Annotated in this window: 19 protein-coding genes; 11 read left to right on the top strand and 8 right to left on the bottom strand. The window is 60.8% G+C overall.

Going from position 1 to position 23,151, the window contains the following annotated elements; all coding sequences use genetic code 11:
• Positions 1-3: 3 nt before the first annotated feature.
• Both ppdD and nadC read right to left on the bottom strand, forming a co-directional pair.
• Positions 4-441 (bottom strand): prepilin peptidase-dependent pilin, encoded by a 438-nt coding sequence (gene ppdD, locus AC4PR2_RS06545; protein ID WP_084826847.1) that lies wholly within the window; start codon positions 439-441, stop codon positions 4-6.
• Positions 442-631: 190 nt separating this feature from the next.
• Positions 632-1,522, bottom strand: a complete 891-nt coding sequence (gene nadC / locus AC4PR2_RS06550) for a carboxylating nicotinate-nucleotide diphosphorylase (RefSeq protein WP_197802393.1) — start codon at positions 1,520-1,522, stop codon at positions 632-634.
• 84 nt (positions 1,523-1,606) lie between these two features.
• Here nadC and ampD point away from each other — a divergent pair, with 84 nt between their 5' ends.
• Both ampD and ampE read left to right on the top strand, forming a co-directional pair.
• The gene (gene ampD / locus AC4PR2_RS06555) at positions 1,607-2,203 is read left to right on the top strand and encodes a 1,6-anhydro-N-acetylmuramyl-L-alanine amidase AmpD (protein WP_084826845.1); all 597 of its coding nucleotides are present in this window, start codon (positions 1,607-1,609) and stop codon (positions 2,201-2,203) included.
• Positions 2,203-3,057 (top strand): beta-lactamase regulator AmpE, encoded by an 855-nt coding sequence (gene ampE / locus AC4PR2_RS06560; protein WP_033631795.1) that lies wholly within the window; start codon positions 2,203-2,205, stop codon positions 3,055-3,057. The genes ampD and ampE overlap by 1 nt, the downstream gene beginning before the upstream one ends.
• 60 nt (positions 3,058-3,117) lie before the next feature.
• Here ampE and hemL read toward each other — a convergent pair whose 3' ends face one another.
• Positions 3,118-4,407, bottom strand: coding sequence for a glutamate-1-semialdehyde 2,1-aminomutase (gene hemL, locus AC4PR2_RS06565; protein WP_049272773.1), 1,290 nt, complete (start codon positions 4,405-4,407; stop codon positions 3,118-3,120).
• Between the two features lie 174 nt (positions 4,408-4,581).
• Here hemL and clcA point away from each other — a divergent pair, with 174 nt between their 5' ends.
• Positions 4,582-6,021, top strand: coding sequence for a H(+)/Cl(-) exchange transporter ClcA (gene clcA / locus AC4PR2_RS06570; protein ID WP_049200304.1), 1,440 nt, complete (start codon positions 4,582-4,584; stop codon positions 6,019-6,021).
• Between the two features lie 89 nt (positions 6,022-6,110).
• Positions 6,111-6,455, top strand: a complete 345-nt coding sequence (gene erpA, locus AC4PR2_RS06575; protein WP_004932708.1) for an iron-sulfur cluster insertion protein ErpA — start codon at positions 6,111-6,113, stop codon at positions 6,453-6,455.
• Positions 6,456-6,511: 56 nt separating this feature from the next.
• On the opposite strand, the gene AC4PR2_RS06580 is transcribed toward erpA, so the two are convergent.
• From AC4PR2_RS06580 to mtnN, 4 genes are all read right to left on the bottom strand, one after another.
• The gene (locus tag AC4PR2_RS06580) at positions 6,512-6,745 is read right to left on the bottom strand and encodes a hypothetical protein (protein ID WP_060422507.1); all 234 of its coding nucleotides are present in this window, start codon (positions 6,743-6,745) and stop codon (positions 6,512-6,514) included.
• A 215-nt stretch (positions 6,746-6,960) separates the two neighbouring features.
• Complete coding sequence (locus tag AC4PR2_RS06585) at positions 6,961-7,575, bottom strand: TRIC cation channel family protein (protein WP_038873529.1); 615 nt, start codon at positions 7,573-7,575, stop codon at positions 6,961-6,963.
• Positions 7,575-8,360, bottom strand: a complete 786-nt coding sequence (gene btuF, locus AC4PR2_RS06590) for a vitamin B12 ABC transporter substrate-binding protein BtuF (RefSeq protein ID WP_064290783.1) — start codon at positions 8,358-8,360, stop codon at positions 7,575-7,577. The genes AC4PR2_RS06585 and btuF overlap by 1 nt, the downstream gene beginning before the upstream one ends.
• 22 nt (positions 8,361-8,382) lie before the next feature.
• Positions 8,383-9,084 (bottom strand): 5'-methylthioadenosine/S-adenosylhomocysteine nucleosidase, encoded by a 702-nt coding sequence (gene mtnN, locus AC4PR2_RS06595; protein ID WP_049200308.1) that lies wholly within the window; start codon positions 9,082-9,084, stop codon positions 8,383-8,385.
• A 129-nt stretch (positions 9,085-9,213) separates the two neighbouring features.
• On the opposite strand from mtnN, the gene dgt reads away from it, so the two are divergent.
• Together dgt and degP are read left to right on the top strand one after the other, a co-directional pair.
• Positions 9,214-10,731: a dGTPase gene (gene dgt, locus AC4PR2_RS06600; protein ID WP_142109276.1), complete on the top strand. Its 1,518-nt coding sequence runs from the start codon at positions 9,214-9,216 to the stop codon at positions 10,729-10,731.
• A 179-nt stretch (positions 10,732-10,910) separates the two neighbouring features.
• Positions 10,911-12,350: a serine endoprotease DegP gene (degP, locus tag AC4PR2_RS06605; RefSeq protein WP_033637134.1), complete on the top strand. Its 1,440-nt coding sequence runs from the start codon at positions 10,911-10,913 to the stop codon at positions 12,348-12,350.
• A 65-nt stretch (positions 12,351-12,415) separates the two neighbouring features.
• Here the strand turns inward: degP and barA are convergent, their stop codons facing one another.
• Positions 12,416-15,142, bottom strand: coding sequence for a two-component sensor histidine kinase BarA (gene barA / locus AC4PR2_RS06610; RefSeq protein ID WP_038873538.1), 2,727 nt, complete (start codon positions 15,140-15,142; stop codon positions 12,416-12,418).
• Between the two features lie 66 nt (positions 15,143-15,208).
• On the opposite strand from barA, the gene rlmD reads away from it, so the two are divergent.
• The 5 genes from rlmD (at position 15,209) to eno (ending at position 23,059) form a co-directional block, all read left to right on the top strand.
• Entirely contained in the window at positions 15,209-16,558 is a 1,350-nt protein-coding gene (gene rlmD / locus AC4PR2_RS06615; RefSeq protein WP_141957995.1) for a 23S rRNA (uracil(1939)-C(5))-methyltransferase RlmD, read from the top strand.
• A gap of 9 nt (positions 16,559-16,567) precedes the next feature.
• Positions 16,568-18,799 carry a GTP diphosphokinase gene (gene relA, locus AC4PR2_RS06620; RefSeq protein ID WP_038873545.1) on the top strand — a complete coding sequence of 744 codons (2,232 nt, stop codon included), beginning with the start codon at positions 16,568-16,570 and terminating at the stop codon, positions 18,797-18,799.
• Positions 18,800-18,901: 102 nt separating this feature from the next.
• Positions 18,902-19,696 carry a nucleoside triphosphate pyrophosphohydrolase gene (gene mazG / locus AC4PR2_RS06625; protein ID WP_197802402.1) on the top strand — a complete coding sequence of 265 codons (795 nt, stop codon included), beginning with the start codon at positions 18,902-18,904 and terminating at the stop codon, positions 19,694-19,696.
• A gap of 348 nt (positions 19,697-20,044) precedes the next feature.
• A complete protein-coding gene (pyrG, locus tag AC4PR2_RS06630; protein ID WP_033637139.1) occupies positions 20,045-21,682 on the top strand; it encodes a glutamine hydrolyzing CTP synthase in 1,638 nt (545 codons plus the stop codon).
• A gap of 81 nt (positions 21,683-21,763) precedes the next feature.
• Positions 21,764-23,059 (top strand): phosphopyruvate hydratase, encoded by a 1,296-nt coding sequence (eno, locus tag AC4PR2_RS06635; protein ID WP_038873548.1) that lies wholly within the window; start codon positions 21,764-21,766, stop codon positions 23,057-23,059.
• Positions 23,060-23,151: the final 92 nt, after the last annotated feature.

The raw sequence follows: 23,151 nt of genomic DNA on the forward strand, positions 1-23,151 counted from the left end.
CCGTTACTCCGCCGCGTTGTCGAAGCGGAAGACTTCCTGGCACACCTCAACCAGCGTTGCGTTTTCGCTGCTGCACAGCCGGCTCCAGCGGGTCAGCCCATCGGCGTTCGCTTTGGGGGTTAATGCCACCGCCAGCCCCTGCAGCGTTTGGGTGCCGGTCAGCGTGATCACGCCTTTGGCGACTTTCACCCCGCTGACGTAACGCGACGTGCCGCTGGTGGGAATGCCTTTGCTGCCGGCCTCACAGCCGGTGGGGGCGCCTTCGTCCAGCACGCACAGCTCGACCGCCAGTTTATACGGCGCCATGGTTTGCAGCATGTCGGTCATTGCCGCTTTCTGGATGTAGCGCTGGTAGGCAGGGATGCCGATGGCGCTGAGGATGGCGATGATGGCGATCACCACCATCAGTTCTATCAGGGTAAAGCCGCGTTGCGTTTCCATGCGTTGTTTTCTCCATTGGGGTGTGGAAGACAACGGTAGCGGCTTGCTCGGGGGCTCGGCGAGGGGCTTTTGCGCGTTTCACGGCGCGCTTCCATCAGTAATGATGTCGTTTGCAGCGGTGAAAAAAACGGTGAGAGGAGGTTCGCAATTTTACGGTAACGCCCCCGACAGCGGCCGGGGGCGAGGGGGATCATTTGAAGCGCATCGACAGATCGAGTGCAGTGATGTGCTTGGTCAGCGCACCGACCGAAATGTAATCCACGCCGGTCTCGGCAAAGGTGCGCAGCGTCTCGCTGGTGACGTTGCCGGACACCTCCAGCTGGGTGCGGCCCTGGGTTTGAGCGACCGCCTGACGCATCATCTCGACGCTGAAGTTGTCCAGCATGATGATATCGGCACCGGCATCCAGCGCCTGCTGCAGCTCATCGAGCGATTCGACTTCCACTTCCACCGGCACGTCGGCGTGCAGCCAGAAGGCTTTTTCCACCGCGTTCTTGATAGAGCCGGAGGCGATGATGTGGTTTTCCTTGATCAGGAAGGCGTCGGACAGCCCCAGCCGATGGTTGCTGCCGCCCCCGCACAGTACGGCGTATTTCAGCGCGGTGCGCAGGCCGGGCAGGGTCTTGCGGGTATCGAGCAGGCGAGTCCGGGTGCCTTCCAGCAGGGCCACGTAGCGGCTGACTTCGGTCGCCACGCCGGAGAGCGTCTGCACGAAGTTCAGCGCGGTGCGCTCGCCGGTCAGCATCACCCGCGCGGGGCCGCGCAGCCGGCAAAGCGGTTGGTTCGGCGTCAGACGGTCGCCGTCCGCCACCAGCCACTCCACCTGCACCTGGTTGCCCAATTGAATAAAGACCTCATTCAGCCAGCGGCGGCCACAGAATACGCCGGCTTCGCGGGTGATGACGGTGGCTTCGGCCTGCTTGTCCGCCGGTAACAATTGCGCGGTAATATCGCGCCCGGCGTCGACTTCACCCCCCAGGTCTTCGCGCAGCGCCTGGGCGACGGCATAGGGAATATCACTTTCAATTCGTTCAAGAAGCTCGGTGCGGCGACGGTCGGCACTGTAGCGGCGTGTCGGCATGGAAAACTCCGAAATGGACGGTTAGATCGTAGGGGAACATGCTACTCTGTTGCAGGAATAAGTACCACCGCAGAGAGGTGTCTGATGCAGTTGGAAAATGGCTGGATTGTCGGGGTGACGCGAGTGCTCTCGCCGCACTGCGATCGGCGCCCGGATGACGAGCCCCCCTCGCTGCTGGTCATCCACAACATCAGCCTGCCGCCCGGCGAGTTCGGCGGCCCCTATATCGACCAGTTGTTTACCGGTACGCTCGATCCCGCGCAGCACCCCTATTTCGCCGAGATCCATCAGCTGCGGGTGTCGGCGCACTGTCTGATCCGCCGCGACGGGGAGATCGTGCAGTATGTGCCCTTCGACCAACGCGCCTGGCACGCGGGCGTTTCCCTGTATCAGGGGCGCGATCGGTGCAACGATTTCTCCATCGGCATCGAGCTGGAAGGCACCGATCTGTTGCCTTACACCGAGGCGCAATACCGCACGCTGCAGGCGGTCACCGCGCTGCTGGCCGAACATTATCCGCCGCTGGTGGCCAATATCGCTGGGCATTGCGATATCGCCCCCGGCCGCAAGACCGATCCCGGGCCGGCGTTCGATTGGGATCGCTATCTGGCATCTCTGGAACAACGCGATGCGCCCGCCGACGCTATGCTTGAGACAAGAAAAAGGGAGAGGAATCGCTAATGACGCTGTTTACGCTGTTGCTGGTTTTGGCCTGGGAGCGCCTGTTTAAGCTGGGAGAACATTGGCAGCTGGACCACCGTCTCGAAGTGGTGTTTCAGCGGCTGCATCGGGTTTCGCTGGCGCAGACGCTGGCGATGACCGCCGCCTGGATGGTGATCGTCTGGGGCGTTCTGTGGCTGTCTCACGGGTTGTTCTTCGGCGTGGTGACGCTGCTGCTGTGGATTGTCATCGATCTGCTGTGCGTCGGCGCCGGCATCAAGCGCAAACACTACCGCGCCTACCTCAAAGCGGCGCGGCAGGGCGATACCCACGCCAGCGATCAGATGGCGGAAGAGCTGGCGTTGATCCACGGTTTGCCGGTGGACTGCAGCGAAGAGCTGCGCCTGCGCGAGCTGCAAAACGCGCTGCTGTGGATCAATTTCCGCTATTACCTGGCGCCGCTGTTCTGGTTCGTGGTCTTTGGACCTTACGGGCCGATCGCGTTGGCGGGGTATGCCTTCCTGCGCGCCTATCAAACCTGGCTGGCGCGTCACAATACGCCGCTGGAGCGTTCGCAGTCGGGTATCGATCATCTGCTGAACTGGTTGGACTGGATCCCGGTGCGTTTGGCCGGGGTGGCCTACGCGCTGTTCGGCCACGGCGAGCGTGCGCTGCCGGCCTGGTTCGCCTCGCTGGGGGATCGGCATTCGTCGTCGTATCAGGTGTTGACGCGGCTGGCGCAGTTCTCGCTGGCGCGCGATCCGCATATGGACCCGGTGCAAACGCCGCGGGCGGCGGTGACGCTGGCTCGCAAGGTGACGATGATCATCGTGGTGGTGGTGGCGCTGTTGACCATTTACGGCACGCTGCTTTAAGCGGCTGCGAAAAACAAAACGGGCGCCGAGGCGCCCGTTTTTTTGGCCATTCGGCCGGGATTACAGCTTGGCGAAGCAGCGACGCGCGGCGTCGATGGTGCGCTGAATATCTTCCTTGCTGTGCGCCACGGACATGAAGCCCGCTTCGAAGGCGGACGGCGCCAGATACACCCCTTCCTCCAGCATCAGGTGGAAGAAGCGCTTGAAGCGTTCCACGTCGCACTGCATCACGTCCTGATAGCAGGTCACTGTCGGCGCGTCGGTGAAGAACAGGCCGAACATGCCGCCGACGTTGTTGACCACCAGCGGGATATTCTCTTCCTGCGCCGCATGCAGCAGGCCTGCGGCCAGCATTTCGGTCAGTTCGGTCAGCGTCTGGTGCACGCCTACCTGTGATACTTCGGTCAGGCAGGCATAGCCCGCCGCCATGGCGATTGGGTTGCCGGACAGGGTGCCCGCCTGGTAGACCGGGCCGGTCGGCGCCAGCGCGTCCATCACGTCGCGGCGGCCGCCGAAGGCGCCCACCGGCATGCCGCCGCCGATGATTTTGCCGAGGCAGGTCAGATCCGGCTCAACGCCGTAATAGGACTGTGCGCCGGCCAGCGCCACGCGGAAACCGGTCATCACTTCATCGATGATCAAGAGTGCGCCGTACTTGTCGCACAGGGCGCGCAGGCCCGGCAGGAATTCCGGCAGCGGCGGCACGCAGTTCATGTTGCCGGCAACCGGCTCGACGATGATACAGGCGATCTCGGACGGGTACTGCTCGAAGGCGGCCCGCACCGAATCCAGGTCGTTATAGGTGCAGGTCAGGGTGTGCTTGGCGAAGTCGGCCGGCACGCCCGGTGAGTTCGGCTGGCCGAGGGTCAGCGCACCGGAACCGGCTTTCACCAGCAGGCAGTCGGCGTGGCCGTGGTAGCAGCCTTCGAACTTGATGATTTTGTCGCGGTTGGTGTAGCCGCGCGCCAGGCGGATGGCGCTCATGGTGGCTTCGGTGCCCGAGTTCACCATACGCACCATATCCATGGTAGGCACCAGTTCGGTGACCAGCTGCGCCATTTTGACTTCCATCTCGGTCGGCGCGCCGAAGCTCAGGCCGCGCTGCGCCGCTTCGATCACCGCGTCGCGGATCGCCGGGTGGTTGTGCCCCAGCACCATCGGCCCCCAGGAACCGACATAGTCGATATAGGCCTTGCCGTCGGCATCGAACAGGTAAGCCCCGTCAGCCCGCTCGATAAACAGCGGCACACCGCCTACGCCGGTGAATGCACGCACCGGAGAGTTCACCCCACCGGGGATCAACTGTTGCGCCTGGGCGTACAGACTTTCGGACTTGCTGTGTAGGCTCATAAATCGGCTCCTGGATTCTCTTTTGAATGATTTGACCGCGCTATTCTAGAGGAGAGCGCCGCGTTATGAAACGATCACAGTCAGATACCATTAACGGCAGCGCCCGCCACCGGGTTGGGGTAGAATAACCGCCTTGCCTATTTGTATTACAAATTACCTGACGAATTACTCGCGATGACGGAATCACAATCACAGCCAGTCGGGACGTTGAGCCCGCGTCTTAGCCGCAGCGATGCGGTGCGTCAGTTTATTCGCCGCGATAAGACCCCGGTGGCGATCCTGGTAATGGCCGCGCTGGTGGGGACGCTGGCCGGTTTGCTCGGCGTGGCCTTCGATAAGGCGGTGGAGTGGGTGCAGCAGCAGCGGCTGGCTTCGCTGGCGCAGGTCGCCGACTCCTGGATCCTGGTGTGGCCGCTGGCGTTTATCCTGTCCGCCGCGCTGGCGGCGCTGGGCTATTACCTGGTGCGGCGCTTTGCGCCTGAGGCGGGCGGCTCGGGCATTCCGGAGATCGAAGGTGCGCTGGAGGAGCTGCGGCCGGTGCGCTGGTGGCGCGTGATCCCGGTGAAATTCATCGGCGGCATGGGCACGCTGGGGGCGGGCATGGTGCTGGGGCGCGAAGGCCCCACGGTGCAAATGGGCGGCAACGTCGGGCGCATGGTATTGGACGTGCTGCGCATTCGCGGCGCCGAGGCGCGTCATACGCTGCTGGCGACCGGGGCCGCCGCCGGGTTATCCGCCGCGTTCAACGCGCCGCTAGCCGGCATCTTGTTCATCATCGAAGAGATGCGGCCGCAGTTCCGCTACAACCTGATCTCGATTAAAGCGGTGTTTATCGGCGTGATCATGTCGAGCGTGGTATTCCAGCTGTTTAACGGCCAGGGTTCGGTGATCGCGGTCGACAAACTTTCTTCGGCGCCCATCAATACCCTGTGGCTCTATTTGGTGCTGGGGGCGATATTCGGTGCGGTGGGCGTGGGGTTCAACGCGCTGATTTTCCGCACTCAAGACATGTTTGCGCGCCTGCACGGCGGCAGAATGCGGAATATCTTGCTGATGGGCGGGCTGCTCGGCGGCGTGTGCGGCATTCTGGGGCTGATCCAGCCGGAGGCGGCGGGCGGCGGCTTTGGGTTGATCCCGATCGCCGCGGCGGGCAATTACAGCGTCGGCATGTTGATGTTTATCTTTATCACCCGCATCTTCACTACGCTGCTGTGCTTCGGCTCCGGCGCGCCGGGCGGCATCTTTGCGCCGATGCTGGCGTTGGGCACGCTGTTCGGCACCGCCTTTGGGCTGGCGGGGGCGCATCTGTTCCCGCAGTACGGCATCGAGGCGGGCACCTTCGCCATCGCCGGCATGGGGGCGCTGTTCGCCGCTACGGTGCGCGCTCCGTTGACCGGCATCGTGCTGGTGCTGGAAATGACCGACAACTACCAACTCATTTTACCGATGATTATCACCTGCCTCGGCGCCACGGTAGTGGCGCAGCTGCTCGGTGGCAAGCCGCTGTATTCGTCGATCCTGGCTCGCACGCTGCAAAGGCAGGAGGCGCAGCTGGCACGGGAAGCGGCGGAGAAAACAGGTAAGGAAAATACAACAAATGCGGTGAATACTTGAACGCAACACTCAGGTATCGGATAATCGTTAATATTAATCAGGCAGCCATAGTAGCGATCTGATGCTGAACAATGTTGGGAGTAAAGAGTATGAGTGATCAAACGGCACTGCCCCTGCAATTTACCGAGGCAGCAGCAAACAAGGTTAAGTTCCTGATTGCTGACGAAGAAAACCCGAACCTGAAGTTGCGGGTTTACATTACCGGCGGCGGCTGCAGCGGATTCCAGTACGGCTTCACTTTTGACGACAAGGTCAACGATGGCGACATGACCATCGAGAAGCAGGGCGTGGCGCTGGTGGTCGATCCGATGAGCCTGCAGTATCTGGTTGGCGGTTCGGTGGACTACACCGAAGGGCTGGAAGGGTCGCGCTTCGTGGTGACCAACCCGAATGCCAAAACCACCTGCGGTTGCGGTTCGTCGTTCAGCATCTGAGTTTGCCTGTCAGAACATCAACCCGCTCGCCTTACGGCCGGCGGGTTTTTTTATGCCTACCATTCCACGAGGATCACTTCCGCACCGTTCTCCTGTGCCGGTGGGCTGTGGATGATGTTCGGCTGCGCCGTCGCGTGGCTACATTCGGCCTGTGGGGCGGCGGCCTCGAGGCGCACGGCGCATTGCGGTTCAATGGTCAGGGTAACGCCGATCTGGCCGCTGACGGCATCGGCATACGCGGCGCCACTCAGCAGGGTGCCACAGCAGGCAAGCAGAATTTTTTTCATCATTGCGGGAATAGTCATCCGTAAGCCATCTTGTGATGACTTATCGGCAAAAAGTTAAAAAGTTTTAACAGCGCGGGGAAGGGATTAACCTGCGGATAACAGAATTTTACATCGTCACTACGCTATTTTTTGGTCGAAAATAATACCATTAACCCCGTTAATAGTCTAATAAATCACCAGGTGCGGCGTTGCAAAGCGTCGCCCCGCAGGGCGACGGCTCAGCGTTCGAGAATAAAGGCGGGCAGTTTGAGGTGCCAGCGGATGGCTGCGAGGCGAATGGCCAGGGTGATGATCATGCCCAGCATCATGGCCTGTTGCAGCGGCATGTGGAAGGTGTAAAACGCCGTGGCGTGCACGATGCCGCCGATGATGCAGGCGGTGGCGTAAATTTCGGTGCGCAGGATCATCGGGATCTCGCGCGCCAGCACGTCGCGGATAATGCCGCCGCCGACGCCGGTGATCACCCCCATGCAGATTGCCACCAGCGGGCCGGTGCCGGCCGCGAAGGCCTTGTTGACGCCGATGCCGACGAACACCGCCAGCCCGACGGCGTCCAGCACCGGCAGCACCCACTTCGGCAGCCGGCGCGGCTGGCGCACCAGCAGCAGCGTCAAGACGCAGGTGATCATCGCCACCACCAAATCGGTGGGATCCTTGACCCAGAACACCGGGCCGTTGGCCAGCGCCATGTCGCGGATGGTGCCGCCGCCGACCGCGGTGACCACACCCAAGACCAGCACGCCGAACGGATCCATGCGCAGCTTGCCGGCCAACAGCACGCCGGAGACGGCGAACACCGCGGTGCCGAGAATATCCAACCAGAACACCAGCATCAGCGGATCTCCGCCAGCTGGCGGCACAGCTGCTGCGCCGCCAACGCAATGCGCGGCCCGCCGCGGTTGAACCAGTCTTCGTTCAGCGCGATCACCGGCACCTGCAGCTGCGGGGCCCAGAAGGCTTTCACACTGGCGGCTTCTTTCGCGCCCCCGGTGATGACGATGGCCTGCGGCTGGCGCGCCAACACCTGCTCGCGGCTGATCTGCGGCCAAGGGGTGCGGCTGTCGGCGAAGACGTTCTGCCCGCCGCACAGCGCCAGCACCTGGCTTTGCAATGTGGCGCCGGCGCTGGTGAACAGTGGCTGGGTGCCGAACTGCAGCAGCACGCGCCGCGATGGGTTAGCGGCATACTGTTGTTTGAGAGCGGCGAACTGGCGGCGAAGGCCCTCCGCCGCCTGATGCGCCTGCTCCGGGTGCGGGCTGTATTGCGCCAGCTGGTCCAGCAAACCGGCGATCCCTTCGAGGGTGTCGGCGTCCGCATAGAAAATCGGGATGCCGAACGCGGCGAGCTGATCCAGCACGCGCTGCGGATTGCCGCCGCGCCAGGCGAGGATCAGGTCTGGCTTGAGCGCCAGCACCCGCTCCAGATTGATGCCCTGCCAGGAGGCTACCTGCTCCAGCTTGGCGGCCTGCGGCGGATAATCGGAATAGGCGCTCGCCGCCACCAGCACATCGCCCATGCCGGCGGCATAGGCGAGTTCGGTCGCGTTGGGCGCCAGGCTGATCACCCGCTGAGCGGCGCCGGCCGGCATGGCCAGCCAGAGCGCCAACAGACAGAGCATCGAGGTGAAGCGCAGCCTCACATCAACCGCGCTTGGCCAGGGTTTGCAGCATGGCGTTGACCATCAGCGTAGACTGCTTGGCCGCTACCACCAGGAACTCGTCAAAGCTCATGTGCGATTCGCTGTCGGCGACGTCGGAAATGGCGCGCACCACCACGAACGGCGTGCCGAACAGATGGCAGACGTGGGCGATCGCTGCGGCTTCCATTTCCACGGCGGCGACGCGCGGGAAGGTGGCGCGAATGCGCGCCAGCGGCTCGGCGCCGTTGATGAAGGCGTCACCGCTGCAGATCAGGCCGCGCACCGCGTGCAGATCCAGCTGTTTGATGCAGCTTTCCGCCAGCGCGATCAGCGCGTCGTCGGCGACGAACGCCGCCGGGCAGCCGGCCATCTGGCCCGGCTCGTAGCCGAAGGCGGTGACGTCGGCGTCGTGGTAGCGTACTTCTTCCGACACCACGATATCGCCCACGCGCAGGGTGCTGGCCAGGCCGCCGGCGGAACCGGTGTTGATCACCAGATCCGGGCTGCAGTGTTCCAGCAGCAGGGTGGTGCCCATGGCCGCCGAGACTTTACCGATGCCGGATTTCAGCAGAGCCACGTCAACGCCGCCGATCTGGCCGGTGTAGATTTCGCAGCCCGCACGCTGGATGGTTTGACGGTTTTCGATTTGATCGCGCAGCAGGGTGACTTCCTGCTCCATTGCGCCGATGATGCCTACTTTCATAAATAACACTCGCTGATTGGCCGTGAGAATTGCGGCATAGTCTATCATGGCTGTGTATGAGAGATAATGCGTTGCATCCGCTGCCGGGAATTGTTATCACGGGGGCAGGGCGCAACGGCGGAGAAACAGATGTCCGGGATCGACTTCAAGCAAAAAATCAGCTTCCAACGGCCTTTCAGCAAACCGATCGAGGCCGAGGAAGAGTACGACATCGTGCGGCAGTTCGAGAGCGATCGCGGGCGCATCGTCAACTCGGCCGCCATTCGCCGTCTGCAGCAAAAAACCCAGGTGTTTCCGCTGGAGCGCAACGCGGCGGTGCGCAGCCGCCTGACGCACTCGATGGAGGTGCAGCAGGTTGGGCGCCACATCGCCAAAGAGATCCTCAACCGCTTCAAACAGGCGGGGAGAATTGATGAGCTCGGCCTGACCCGGCTGCTCGATCCGTTTGAAAGCATCGTGGAAATGGCCTGCCTGATGCACGACATCGGCAATCCGCCGTTCGGTCACTTCGGCGAGTCGGCGATCAACGACTGGTTTGCCCAACGGCTCGATCCCGCCAGCTGCGGCAGCGAGCCGGGCAGCCACGATCGCTGCCAGGTGGCGACGCTGCGCCTGCATGAGGGGGAGAGCGATCTGAACCGGCTGCGCAGCCGGATCCGTCAGGATCTCAGCCACTTCGAGGGCAATGCCCAAGCGATCCGCATGGTGTACAGCCTGCTCAAGCTCAACCTGACCTACGCGCAGGTCGGCTGCATTTTGAAATACACCCGCCCGGCCTACTGGGCGAGCGACATCCCCGCCAGCCACAGTTACCTGATGAAAAAGCCCGGCTACTATCTGGCGGAAGAGGCCTTCGTCGATCGGCTGCGGCGCGAGCTGCACATGGGCGAGTTCGATCGTTTCCCGCTGACCTATATCATGGAGGCCGCCGACGATATCTCGTACTGCGTGGCCGATCTGGAAGACGCGGTGGAGAAGAGCATTTTCACCGTCGAGCAGCTGTATCAGCACCTGGTTCAGGAGTGGGGCGAGGTGGTGCCGGGCGATCTGTTCGACAAGACCGTCGCCAGCGCGTTTCGCAAGATCGATCGCGGCGGCGCGCGGCGCAGCGCGGAAGATCAGTTCTTCATGTATCTGCGGGTGTTTACCGTGGCGCGGCTGGTGCCGCACGCGGCGCAGCGCTTTATCGACAATCTGGACGCGGTCTATCAGGGCAGTTTCAATCAGGCGCTGCTGGAGGACTCCAGCCCGGCGTACCGGCTGCTGAAAATATTTAAAAATGTGGCGTTCAAGCACGTGTTCAACCACCCGGAGGTCGAGCAACTCGAGCTGCAAGGCTACCGGGTGATCAGCGGCCTGCTGGACATTTACAGCCCGCTGTTGGCGATGTCGCTGGCGGATTTCAGCCAACTGGTGCGCGAGGACAGCCATCGCGCTTACCCGATCGAAACGCGCCTGTTCCACAAGCTGTCCACCAAGCATCGGCTGGCGTATGCGGAGGCGGTAGAGGGGCTGCAGCATTTATCGCCGGAGCAGCAAGCCATTCGGGAATATTATTTCCGCGCGCGTTTATTGCAGGACTATATCAGCGGAATGACCGACCTTTACGCCTATGACGAATATCGTCGATTGATGGCGGCGGAATAATTACGCTGAAGAATAATTTTAGCAATTCCAATCGGTTGGCTGTCTCGAGTTTTGTAAAGACGGACAATATTTGTTTACTATTGCCAATCATCTGTGCCGGAACTTCGGGCTATTAATTAACTCTGAATAAGCACGCAAGACAGCCATTCTTTTTGAACGACTTTATAAGAGACACACAGATGAAAAAAACTGCATTAGTTCTGAGCGCACTGGCATTCAGTATCGGTATGGCGATGGGCCCGGTCACGGCCAGCGCCGCTGAAACCGCCTCTTCCAGCACCCAACAGCTGCCGAGCCTGGCGCCGATGCTGGAAAAGGTAATGCCTTCCGTGGTGAGCATTAACGTTGAGGGCAGCACCACGGTCAATACGCCGCGCATGCCGCAGCAGTTCCAACAGTTCTTCGGCGAAGATTCGCCGTTCTGCCAGGACGGCTCGCCGTTCCAGGGCTCGCCGATGTGTCAGGGCGGCGAACAGCCTGGGCCGGATGGCCAGCCGCAGGGCACGCAGCAGAAATTCCAGGCGCTGGGCGCCGGGGTGGTCATCGATGCCGCCAAGGGCTACGTGGTGACCAATAACCACGTGGTGGACAACGCCAACAAGATCCAGGTGCAACTGAGCGACGGCCGCCGTTTCGACGCCAAGGTGATCGGCAAGGATCCGCGTTCCGATATTGCGCTGATCCAGCTGAAAGACTTCAAGAACCTGACGGCGATCAAGATGGCGGATTCCGATCAGCTGCGCGTCGGCGATTACACCGTGGCGATCGGCAACCCGTACGGGCTGGGTGAAACCGCCACCTCGGGCATCGTATCCGCCCTGGGGCGCAGCGGCCTGAACATCGAAAACTACGAAAACTTTATCCAGACCGATGCGGCGATCAACCGCGGTAACTCCGGGGGGGCGCTGGTTAATCTCAACGGCGAGCTGATCGGCATCAACACCGCGATCCTGGCGCCGGACGGCGGTAACATCGGTATCGGCTTCGCCATTCCGAGCAACATGGTGAAAAACCTGACGGCGCAAATGGTCGAATATGGCCAGGTGAAACGCGGCGAGCTGGGCATCATGGGTACCGAGCTGAACTCTGAGCTGGCCAAGGCGATGAAGGTCGACGCGCAGCGCGGGGCCTTCGTCAGCCAGGTGATGCCGAAGTCTTCCGCGGCGAAGGCGGGCATCAAGGCCGGCGACGTGATCGTCACCATGAACGGCAAGGCCATCTCCAGCTTTGCCTCGTTCCGGGCGGAGATCGGCACGCTGCCGGTCGGCAGCAAGATGTCGCTGGGCATTATTCGCGACGGCAAGCCGGTGACGATTGACGTCACGCTGGAGCAAAGCGCGCAGACCCAGGTGGCCTCGGGCAATATCTACACCGGCATTGAAGGCGCCGAGCTGAGCAACACCCAGGTCGGCAACGTGAAGGGCGTCAAGGTTGACAGCGTGAAAGCCGGCAGCGCCGCGGCGCGCATCGGCCTGAAAAAGGGCGACGTGATCCTGGGCGTGAACCAGCAGCCGATCCAAAACCTGGGTGAGCTGCGTAAAATCCTCGACAGCAAGCCGTCGGTACTGGCGTTGAATATTCAACGCGGCGAGAGCCAGCTGTACCTGCTGGCGCAGTGATAGGCGTCAGGCGTTAAAAACAAAGGCACGCTGCGGCGTGCCTTTTTGCGTTATGGCCTGAGGATTCAGGCGGGTTGCGCCAGATGCGCGCGCGCCGCGTGGATCACCAGTTCAATCTCATCCAACAGCTCCAGCCACTCCGGCTCCAGTTCGTCGTTGGTGATGCCCTGACGCAGCTGCCGCTCGAGGTAGAAACACAGCTGCTTGAGGCGCGGCACGCCGCTGTAGCTGCAGCTGCCGTGCAGCTTATGGACCAGATCGAGGATCTCGTCGTCATGCTGGCCGTCGAGCAGCGCCTGTACCCGTTCGCGCACCTGCGGCAGGAAATCGAGCAGCATTTGCAGCAGATCGCGCGCCAGGTCCGGTTTGTTGGCCGCCTGACGCAGCGCCAGCGGCCAGTCGAGCGACAGCGGTGCGTCGTCGGCGATGGCGTTTTCCACGTCGCCGCTGTGGTAGCGCGACAGCACGCGGGTCAGCATTTTCTCGTCGATCGGTTTGGCCAGATAGTCGTCCATCCCGGCCTGCAGCAGGTGCTCGCGCTCGCCGCTGGCGGCATGGGCGGTAACGGCGACGATCGGCGTGGAGTTGTGATGCGGCAGCTGGCGGATCAGTTCGCTGGCGTGAATGCCGTCCATCTTCGGCATCTGAATGTCCATCAGGATCAAATCCAGCACGTTGTCGCGCGCTAGCGCCAGCGCTTCCTCACCGCTCTCGCACAGCAGGGTTTTTTCTACCTGTTCCCCCAGCAGCGTGCCGATCAGCTTCAGGTTGGCCGGGTTGTCGTCAACCGCCATCACCGTCAGCGGCAGGCGTTTACGCTCAGGCTGCGCGGTGAGGCGTGCCGGCGCTTCCATCCGGAGCAGCGGGAACAGTCGGGTGCTGGTGATCGGCTTGATCAGACAGCCGAGCGCGCCTTGTTGTTTAAGCAGCTCGGCGTCGATCTGCGCCTGGCACGGTAGCGCCAGAATCACCCGATCGGCCAGCTTCAGCGAGGCCAGCAATTTGTCCTCGTGCTGCGCCATGTTGTCGCGGAACGGGATGGGTACGCCGGCCAGCAGGAAGTCATAGTGGCCTGGCGGCAACTGGCCCAGCGTCGGCGAGTGGGTGATCACCAGCTGCGTGATGCTGAGCATGTTGAGCGTCGCCTGCGCCGCCGTCGGGTTGGACTCGATATAGGCGAGCGTTTTGCCGCTTAGGTCCGGCAGGCTCGGCGCCAGCGACAGCATGCCCTCGTTCAGATCCAGCGTGATGTGGAACCAGAAGGTCGAGCCGCGGTTCAACTGGCTGTGGAAGCAGATATCGCCCCCCATTTCTTTCACCAGTTTTTGCGTGATCACCAGCCCCAGCCCGGTACCGCCGTGGCGGCGGGAGATGCTGGCGTCCGCCTGACGGAACGCCTGGAACAGCTGCGACTGCTGGCGTTCGGAGATGCCGATGCCGGTGTCGTGGATCTGCACTTCCACTTCCACCCGGCGATCCAGCTGTTTGCGCAGCTCGACGCGAATGTCGATATTGCCGGTTTCGGTGAACTTGATGGCGTTGCCCAGCAGGTTGGTGATGATTTGCTGCAGGCGCAGCGAGTCGCCGATCACCTGCTCCGGCACGTCGTTGTGCACATCCAGCGTCAGCTCCAGCCCCTTGTCGTGGGCGCTGGGCGCCAGCAACACCACCACTTCGTCCAGCGTTTCACGCAGGGCGAAAGGAATATGCTCCAGCACCAGCTTGCCGGCTTCCAGCTTGGAGAAGTCCAGCACGTCGTTGATGATGGTCAGCAGGTTGTTGGCCGAGCGTTCGATGGTCTGCAAATAATCGGTCTGGGTCGCGCTCAGATCGGTTTTCAGCATCTGGCGGGTGAAGCCGATCACGCCGTTGAGCGGTGTACGCAGCTCGTGCGACATGTTGGCCAGGAATTCGGACTTGATGCGCGCCGCCTCCTGCGCGCGTTTTTTCGCCAGATCCAGCTCGACGTTCTGGATCTCCATCTGCTCCAGGGTTTCACGCAGGTCGGAGGTGGCCTGATCGATGTTCTGCTGCATCTCTTCGTGATAGGCGGTGAGCGACATCGCCATCGAGTTGATGCCATTCTTCAGCATGTGCAGCTCGCCGAGCATGTAGCCCTCCACGCGGCTGTCGAGCTGGCCGCGGCGGATGCGGTCGACGGTGTTCACCATGTTGCGGATCGGGCCGGTCACGTCGCGCATCAGCCGGTAAGCGAACAGGATGGCGATGCACATGCACAGCAACAGCAGCAGGGTGGAGACGAAGACCTCTTTATATTGCTGCAGCCGCACTGACTGCAGATCCAGCTCGATCGCCACATAACCCAGGTTGTTGTCGGGGTGGCTGCCGCCGTCGGCGGTTTCATCCGGATACTGGCTTTCCGACAGGATCGGCGTGCGCAGGATCAGCGAATCGCCGCGTCGGGTGAGCATCAGCTCGGTGGGCAACGGCACGCCTTTCGGCAGCTGTAGCTGAGCGAAGTTGTGATGATAATTGGAGGTGACGAACAAATTGTTCTGCGCATCGAACACGGTGATCGAACGCACGATGTCCGAATGGCGGCGGTGCAACAGGCTGACCAACTGCCTGACCGATTCGCGGCTGCGGAACGTCATGCCGTACTCGCTGGCCACCGCCAGCGGCTCGATGATGCTGGCGCCGGCGTCGACCAATTGCTCCTGCAGCTCGTTATAGCGGTGCACCACGAAGAAGGTGCTGAGCAGCAAACCAATCAGCAAGGTCGGGGCCAGAATCAGGATCATCATGCGCGCACGCAGGCTGTATTTGGTCATGGGATTCCAATGTGGGAGAATTGACAGCTGACACTAGCTTAATGAACCAGCACACAATCGACAAATATGGCGCAATTCTACTCTCCCAAACGCCGCGTGACGACCCGGCAGAGCTCACAAATCTTCACCGTGACGGTGAGCGATCTCGATCCTTTCGGCCAGGGCGTGGCGCGCCACGACGGCAAAGCGGTGTTCGTGCCGGGCGTATTGCCTGGCGAGCAGGCGGAAATCCAGCTGACCGAAGACAAGCGCCAGTTCGCCAAAGGCAAGCTCAAACGCTTGCTGAGCCGTAGCCCGCAGCGGGTGACGCCGCGCTGCCCGCATTTCGGCGTCTGCGGCGGCTGCCAGCAGCAGCATGCGGATGAAGCGCTGCAGCAGCAGAGCAAGGCGGCGGCGCTGGTGCGCATGATCGCCCGCGAAACCGGGGTGACCCCGCAGCAGGAACCGGTGATCGCCGGCCCGGAATACGGCTATCGCCGCCGCGCTCGCCTGAGCCTGGCATGGCAGCCGAAGTTGCAGCGCCTGATGATGGGCTTTCGACAGGCGGCCTCGAGTGAGCTGGTGGCGGTGGAGCACTGTCCGGTGCTGCGACCGGAGCTGGAACAGCTGCTGGCGCCGGTGCGCGCCTGCCTGAGCGGGCTGCAGGCGGTACGGCGGCTGGGGCATGTGGAGCTGGTGCTGGCGGACAACGGCCCGCTGCTGGTGCTGCGCCATCTCGACGCGCTGAAAGAGGCGGATCGGCAGGCGCTGTTGGCGTTTGGCGAGCGGGAAAACGTCGCCGTTTATCTGGCGCCGGACAGCGATCGCGTGGAGAAACTGTGCGGTGACACGCCGTATTATCAGGTTGACGGGCTACGCTTAGACTTCAGCCCGCGCGACTTTATTCAGGTCAATGACGCTGTAAACCAACAAATGGTGGCGCAGGCCCTTGAATGGCTCGATATTCAACCCAATGATCGGGTGCTGGACCTGTTCTGCGGCATGGGTAACTTCACCCTGCCGTTGGCGCGCCGGGCCGCTGCGGTGGTGGGCATCGAAGGTGTTGCCACGCTGGTAGCGAATGGGCAATATAATGCACATAAGAATAAGCTGAATAATGCATCGTTCTTCCACGAGAATCTGGAGGACGACGTTGCGCGGCAACCTTGGGCAGCACAAGGGTTTGATAAGGTGATGCTGGATCCCGCCCGTGCCGGTGCGGCCGGGGTGATGTCACACATTGTAAAACTGGCGCCGGCGCGGGTGGTGTATGTTTCCTGTAACCCCACCACGCTGGCTCGCGACAGCAAAGTGCTGTTGAGCGCCGGTTATCGTCTTGCGCGCGTGCGGATGTTGGATATGTTTCCGCACACGGGGCATCTTGAATCAATGGCGCTGTTTATCAACGAGCGCGCGCCAGAGGTCGCTGCAAAGTAGGGAGAAGTTATGGTTGCGGTAAGAAGTGCACATCTGAATACGGCGGGTGAATTCGCTCTCGATGAGTGGATCGCCGGCTTGGGGCTACCTAACCCGCAGTCATGTGAGCGATTGGCCGCAACCTGGCGTTATTGTGAGCAGCAGACCCAGAACCATCCCGACGCCTCGCTGCTGCTGTGGCGCGGTCTGGAGATGGTGGAAATCCTCTCGACGCTGAGCATGGACAACGACAGCATGCGCGCCGCGCTGCTGTTCCCGCTGGTGGACGCCGGCATCGTGCAGGAAGAGACCCTGACCGAAGCGTTCGGCAAGGGCATCGTCGCGCTGGTGCACGGCGTGCGCGACATGGACGCCATTCGCCAACTGAAAGCCACCCAAAACGATTCGATGGCCTCCGAACAGGTCGACAACGTGCGCCGCATGCTGTTGGCGATGGTGGAGGATTTCCGCTGCGTGGTCATCAAGCTGGCGGAGCGCATCGCCCATCTGCGCGAGGTGAAAGACGCGCCGGAAGACGAACGCGTGCTGGCGGCGAAGGAATGTTCCAACATCTACGCCCCGCTGGCCAACCGGCTCGGCATCGGCCAGCTGAAGTGGGAGCTGGAGGATTTCTGCTTCCGCTACCTGCATCCGGAAGAATACAAGCGCATCGCCAAGCTGTTGCATGAGCGCCGCATCGATCGCGAACAGTTCATCGACGATTTCGTCGCCGGGCTGCGCACCGAGATGGCCAGCGAAGGTATTCGGGTGGAGATCTACGGCCGGCCGAAACACATCTACAGCATCTGGCGCAAGATGCAGAAAAAGCACCTGGCGTTCGACGAACTGTTCGACGTGCGCGCGGTGCGCATCGTGGCGGAGCGCCTGCAGGATTGCTATGCGGCGTTGGGCATCGTGCATACCCATTTCCGTCATCTGCCGGACGAGTTCGACGACTATGTCGCCAACCCGAAACCCAACGGCTACCAGTCGATCCACACCGTGGTGCTGGGGCCGCGCGGCAAAACCGTCGAGATTCAGATCCGCACCCGGCAAATGCATGAAGACGCCGAGCTGGGCGTGGCCGCACACTGGAAGTACAAAGAGGGCGCGGGCGTGACCGTGCGCTCCGGCTACGAAGAACGCATCGCCTGGCTGCGCAAGCTCATTGCCTGGCAGGAAGAGATGGCGGACTCCGGCGAGATGCTCGACGAAGTGCGCAGCCAGGTGTTCGACGATCGGGTCTATGTGTTTACGCCGAAAGGCGACGTGGTGGATCTGCCGGCCGGCTCCACGCCGCTCGATTTCGCTTACCACATTCACAGCGACGTCGGTCACCGCTGTATCGGCGCCAAGATCGGCGGCCGCATCGTGCCGTTTACCTATCAGCTGAAGATGGGCGATCAGATTGAGATCATCACCCAGAAGCAGCCGAACCCGAGCCGCGACTGGCTGAACCCGAACCTGGGCTATGTCACCACCAGCCGCGGGCGCTCGAAGATCCATAACTGGTTCCGCAAGCAGGATCGCGACAAAAATATTCTCGCCGGTCGTCAGATGCTGGACAACGAACTGGAGCATCTCGGCATCAGCCTGAAAGAGGCCGAGAAGCTGTTGATCCCGCGCTACAACATGAACTCGCTGGACGAGGTGTTGGCGGCGATCGGCGGTGGGGACATTCGCCTGAACCAGATGGTGAATTACCTGCAGGGCAAGTTCAACAAGCCGAGCGCCGAAGAGCAGGATCGCGAGGCGCTGCGCCAGCTGGTGCAGCAGAAAGCGCCGCCGCCGGCCCGCAACAAGGACAACGGCCGGGTGGTGGTGGAGGGCGTGGGCAACCTGATGCACCATATCGCCCGCTGCTGCCAGCCGATCCCGGGCGACGACATCGTCGGCTTTATCACCCAGGGGCGCGGTATTTCGATCCACCGTGCGGACTGCGATCAGCTGGTCGATCTGCAATCGCACGCGCCGGAGCGCATCGTCGACGCGGTATGGGGTGAAAGCTACTCCAGCGGTTATTCGCTGGTGGTGCGCGTGATGGCCAACGATCGCAGCGGGCTGCTGCGCGACATTACCACCATTCTGGCCAACGAAAAGGTCAACGTACTGGGCGTCGCCAGCCGCAGCGACACCAAGAAGCAGTTGGCCACCATCGACATGGATATCGAAATCTACAACCAGCAGGTGCTGAGCCGGGTGCTGGCGAAGCTGAACCAGCTGCCGGACGTGATAGACGCCAAGCGTCTGCACGGCAACTAAGCCCACATTGCCTTTCGGGCTGTATCGATAGCGGATGCGGCCCGAAATCCATGAATTCGGCGGGCGCTCCCCTGCGCCCCCATGCTTTCTCAGAGATTTTTTATGACCCAATCCACTTCGCTGCAGCGTCTGCTGAACATCATGAAAACGCTGCGCGACCCGCAGATCGGTTGCTCGTGGGACCGCAAGCAAACCTTCGCCACCATTGCGCCTTATACGTTGGAAGAGACTTACGAAGTGCTGGACGCCATCGAGCGGCAGGACTACGCCGATCTGCGCGACGAGCTGGGCGATTTGCTGTTTCAGGTGGTGTTCTACGCGCAAATGGGGCAGGAGCAGGGGCTATTCGATTTCGATGAGGTGTGTACCGCCATCAGCGACAAGCTGGAGCGCCGTCACCCGCACATCTTCGGCGACGCCGAGGGCGGAGACAGCGAAGCCGTGGCGGCGCGCTGGGAGCAGCTGAAGGCCGGTGAGCGCGCCGAAAAAGCGCTGCACTCGGTGCTGGACGATATTCCGCAGGCGCTGCCGGCGTTGATGAAAGCGCACAAGATCCAGAAACGCTGCGCCTCGGTCGGCTTCGACTGGAATACCCTGGGCCCGGTGCTGGACAAAGTGTACGAAGAGATCGACGAAGTGATGCACGAAGCCCGCCAGGCGGTGGTCGACGAGAGCAAGCTGGAAGAGGAGATCGGCGATCTGCTGTTCGCCACGGTGAACCTGTCGCGCCATTTAGGCCACAAGGCGGAGAACGCGCTGCAGGCGGCGAACCGCAAGTTCGAGCGCCGCTTCCGCCAGGTGGAAGAGATTGTCCAGCAAAGCGGGCTGCGGCTTGAAGACGCTACGCTGGAGCAGATGGAGGAGGCCTGGCAGCAGGTGAAACGTCAGGAAAGTTGAATCGCCGCGACAATGTTGATCGCCGACAAGGTTCGCTTGAGCTGAAACGGTTAAGCTTTCGGTCAGGTTAGAGGCGTATGGCTGCCGGCGGCAGCAAAAGGGCAACAAACTGAAATCTAAGGCGTTTTATCGCTCCTGAGGGGCGGTAAAAAGAAATTTTCTCTGCTAACTCTTTGTTTTACCTGGAGGGTTTAGGCGGCGCCGGCGGAGTAAACCCTGATGAACACGGGAGGGCGGCCGAGATGATGGACAGCAAAACGATCGTTTGTAGGTCAGGAGAGGTTCGGGTATACTACTTTCCCGTCCTGGTTCTTCCATCGTCTTTAAACCTAAACTCTCAGGTTCAGCATGACAACTAATTATATTTTTGTGACCGGCGGGGTCGTATCCTCTCTGGGTAAAGGCATTGCCGCAGCCTCTCTGGCGGCTATTCTTGAAGCCCGTGGCCTCAACGTTACCATCATGAAACTGGACCCGTACATCAACGTGGATCCGGGCACCATGAGCCCGATTCAGCATGGGGAAGTTTTCGTCACCGAAGACGGCGCAGAAACCGATCTGGATTTGGGTCACTACGAGCGCTTCATCCGCACCAAAATGTCGCGTCGCAACAACTTCACCACCGGCCGCATCTACTCCGACGTGCTGCGTAAAGAACGCCGCGGCGACTATTTGGGTGCGACCGTGCAGGTCATTCCGCACATCACCAACGCGATCAAAGAGCGCATCATCGAAGGTGGCGAAGGCCACGATGTGGTGCTGGTGGAAATCGGCGGCACCGTCGGCGATATCGAATCGCTGCCGTTCCTCGAAGCCATCCGTCAGATGGCGGTGGAAGTGGGCCGCGAGCACACTCTGTACATGCACCTGACGCTGGTGCCGTACATGGCGGCAGCTGGTGAAGTGAAAACCAAGCCGACCCAGCATTCCGTAAAAGAGCTGCTTTCCATCGGTATTCAGCCGGATGTGCTGATTTGCCGTTCCGATCGCGCGGTTCCTGCTAACGAACGCGCTAAAATCGCGCTTTTCTGCAACGTGCCGGAAAAAGCGGTTATCTCTCTGAAAGACGTTGATTCTATTTATAAAATCCCAGGCCTATTGAAATCTCAGGGGCTGGACGATTATATTTGTAAACGATTCAGCTTGAACGCACCGGAAGCCAACCTGGCCGAATGGGAACAGGTGATCTACGAAGAAGCCAATCCGGGCGGCGAAGTGACCATCGGTATGGTCGGCAAATACGTTGAGCTGCCGGACGCCTATAAGTCGGTGATCGAAGCGCTGAAGCACGGCGGGCTGAAAAACCGTCTGACCGTAAACATCAAGCTGATCGATTCGCAGGACGTGGAAACCCGCGGCGTGGAAGTGCTGAAAGGGCTGGACGCGATCCTGATCCCGGGCGGCTTCGGCTACCGCGGCGTGGAAGGCAAAGTGATGACCGCACGCTATGCGCGCGAGAACAACATTCCTTATCTGGGCATTTGCCTGGGCATGCAGGTGGCGTTGATGGAGTTTGCTCGCAACGTGGCGGGCATGGAAAACGCCAACTCCACCGAGTTTATGCCAGACTGTAAGTACCCGGTGGTGGCGTTGATCACCGAATGGCGCGACGAAGACGGCAACGTCGAAGTGCGCAGCGAAGAAAGCGATTTGGGCGGCACGATGCGCGTAGGTGGCCAACAGTGCAACCTGATCGACAACAGCCTGGTGCGTCAGCTGTACGGCGAACCGACCATTGTCGAGCGTCACCGTCACCGTTACGAAGTTAACAACATGCTGTTGAAGCAGATCGAAGCCGCAGGGCTGCGTGTCGCCGGTCGTTCCGCCGACAACAAGCTGGTTGAGATCATTGAACTGCCGAATCACCCGTGGTTTGTAGCCTGTCAGTTCCACCCGGAATTTACGTCTACGCCGCGTGATGGGCATCCGCTGTTCGCCGGCTTCGTGAAAGCCGCAGGCGAGCATCAGAAGCGCCAGGTGAAATAAAATATTTGGTAGGCGGCGCGCGGTGAGAACCGCGCGCTGTTTGTCTGGAGTTTTAGTTTAACTTGTACTGAGGAAAACCTAATGTCCAAAATCGTTAAAGTCATCGGTCGTGAAATCATCGACTCCCGCGGTAACCCGACTGTTGAAGCCGAAGTTCATCTGGAAGGCGGTTTCGTAGGCCTGGCTGCTGCGCCGTCAGGTGCTTCTACCGGTTCCCGCGAAGCGCTGGAACTGCGTGACGGTGACAAGTCTCGTTTCCTGGGTAAAGGCGTACTGAAAGCCGTTGCTGCAGTAAACGGTCCGATTGCTCAGGCAGTACTGGGTAAAGATGCCAAAGACCAGGCGAACATCGACAAGATCATGATCGATCTGGACGGCACCGAGAACAAATCCAACTTCGGCGCCAACGCCATTCTGGCGGTTTCCCTGGCAGCAGCGAAAGCGGCCGCAGCCTCTAAAGGCATGCCGCTGTACGAGCACATCGCTGAACTGAACGGCACCCCAGGCAAATTCTCCATGCCACTGCCGATGATGAACATCATCAACGGCGGCGAGCACGCTGACAACAACGTCGACATTCAGGAATTCATGATTCAGCCGGTTGGCGCGAAAACCCTGAAAGAAGCGGTGCGCATCGGTTCTGAAGTGTTCCACCACCTGGCGAAAGTTCTGAAAGCCAAAGGCATGAACACCGCCGTGGGCGACGAAGGTGGCTATGCACCAAACCTGGGTTCCAACGCCGAAGCGCTGGCGGTTATCGCTGAAGCGGTAAAAGCGGCGGGCTACGAGCTGGGCAAAGACGTGACCCTGGCGATGGACTGTGCGGCTTCCGAATTCTACAAAGACGGTAAATACGTGCTGGCCGGCGAAGGCAATAAAGCCTTCACTTCCGAAGAGTTCACTCACTTCCTGGAAGATCTGACCAAACAGTACCCAATCGTGTCTATCGAAGACGGCCTGGATGAATCCGACTGGGCGGGCTTCGCTTACCAGACCAAAGTTCTGGGCGACAAAATCCAGCTGGTGGGCGACGATCTGTTCGTGACCAACACCAAGATCCTGAAAGAAGGCATCGAGAAAGGCATCGCTAACTCCATCCTGATCAAATTCAACCAGATCGGTTCTCTGACCGAAACCCTGGCTGCTATCAAGATGGCGAAAGACGCTGGCTACACCGCGGTGATCTCACACCGTTCCGGTGAAACCGAAGACGCGACCATCGCTGACCTGGCGGTAGGGACTGCGGCTGGCCAGATCAAAACCGGTTCTATGAGCCGTTCTGACCGCGTTGCCAAATACAACCAACTGATCCGTATCGAAGAAGCGCTGGGTGACCGTGCGCCGTTCAACGGCCTGAAAGAAGTTAAAGGCCAGTAAGTTCGACCGATTCGGTTGTTAAATAAAAACCCGCTGCGGCGGGTTTTTTTATGGTTTACGATGCCGGAAGTTTGACATTGACAATCAAAAAA

The sequence above is a fragment of the Serratia sp. A07 genome (assembly GCF_058725505.1).

What these genes read in the sequence shown, in the direction of transcription:
- pyrG (WP_033637139.1), top strand. Translation starts at nt 20,045, where the DNA reads ATGACAACTAATTATATTTTTGTGACCGGCGGGGTCGTATCCTCTCTG.
- mazG (WP_197802402.1), top strand. Translation starts at nt 18,902, where the DNA reads ATGACCCAATCCACTTCGCTGCAGCGTCTGCTGAACATCATGAAAACG.
- relA (WP_038873545.1), top strand. Translation starts at nt 16,568, where the DNA reads ATGGTTGCGGTAAGAAGTGCACATCTGAATACGGCGGGTGAATTCGCT.
- eno (WP_038873548.1), top strand. Translation starts at nt 21,764, where the DNA reads ATGTCCAAAATCGTTAAAGTCATCGGTCGTGAAATCATCGACTCCCGC.
- hemL (WP_049272773.1), bottom strand. Translation starts at nt 4,407, where the DNA reads ATGAGCCTACACAGCAAGTCCGAAAGTCTGTACGCCCAGGCGCAACAG.
- mtnN (WP_049200308.1), bottom strand. Translation starts at nt 9,084, where the DNA reads ATGAAAGTAGGCATCATCGGCGCAATGGAGCAGGAAGTCACCCTGCTG.
- btuF (WP_064290783.1), bottom strand. Translation starts at nt 8,360, where the DNA reads ATGCTCTGTCTGTTGGCGCTCTGGCTGGCCATGCCGGCCGGCGCCGCT.
- rlmD (WP_141957995.1), top strand. Translation starts at nt 15,209, where the DNA reads ATGGCGCAATTCTACTCTCCCAAACGCCGCGTGACGACCCGGCAGAGC.
- barA (WP_038873538.1), bottom strand. Translation starts at nt 15,142, where the DNA reads ATGACCAAATACAGCCTGCGTGCGCGCATGATGATCCTGATTCTGGCC.
- AC4PR2_RS06585 (WP_038873529.1), bottom strand. Translation starts at nt 7,575, where the DNA reads ATGCTGGTGTTCTGGTTGGATATTCTCGGCACCGCGGTGTTCGCCGTC.
- ppdD (WP_084826847.1), bottom strand. Translation starts at nt 441, where the DNA reads ATGGAAACGCAACGCGGCTTTACCCTGATAGAACTGATGGTGGTGATC.
- dgt (WP_142109276.1), top strand. Translation starts at nt 9,214, where the DNA reads ATGTCCGGGATCGACTTCAAGCAAAAAATCAGCTTCCAACGGCCTTTC.
- ampE (WP_033631795.1), top strand. Translation starts at nt 2,203, where the DNA reads ATGACGCTGTTTACGCTGTTGCTGGTTTTGGCCTGGGAGCGCCTGTTT.
- nadC (WP_197802393.1), bottom strand. Translation starts at nt 1,522, where the DNA reads ATGCCGACACGCCGCTACAGTGCCGACCGTCGCCGCACCGAGCTTCTT.
- AC4PR2_RS06580 (WP_060422507.1), bottom strand. Translation starts at nt 6,745, where the DNA reads ATGATGAAAAAAATTCTGCTTGCCTGCTGTGGCACCCTGCTGAGTGGC.
- ampD (WP_084826845.1), top strand. Translation starts at nt 1,607, where the DNA reads ATGCAGTTGGAAAATGGCTGGATTGTCGGGGTGACGCGAGTGCTCTCG.
- erpA (WP_004932708.1), top strand. Translation starts at nt 6,111, where the DNA reads ATGAGTGATCAAACGGCACTGCCCCTGCAATTTACCGAGGCAGCAGCA.
- degP (WP_033637134.1), top strand. Translation starts at nt 10,911, where the DNA reads ATGAAAAAAACTGCATTAGTTCTGAGCGCACTGGCATTCAGTATCGGT.
- clcA (WP_049200304.1), top strand. Translation starts at nt 4,582, where the DNA reads ATGACGGAATCACAATCACAGCCAGTCGGGACGTTGAGCCCGCGTCTT.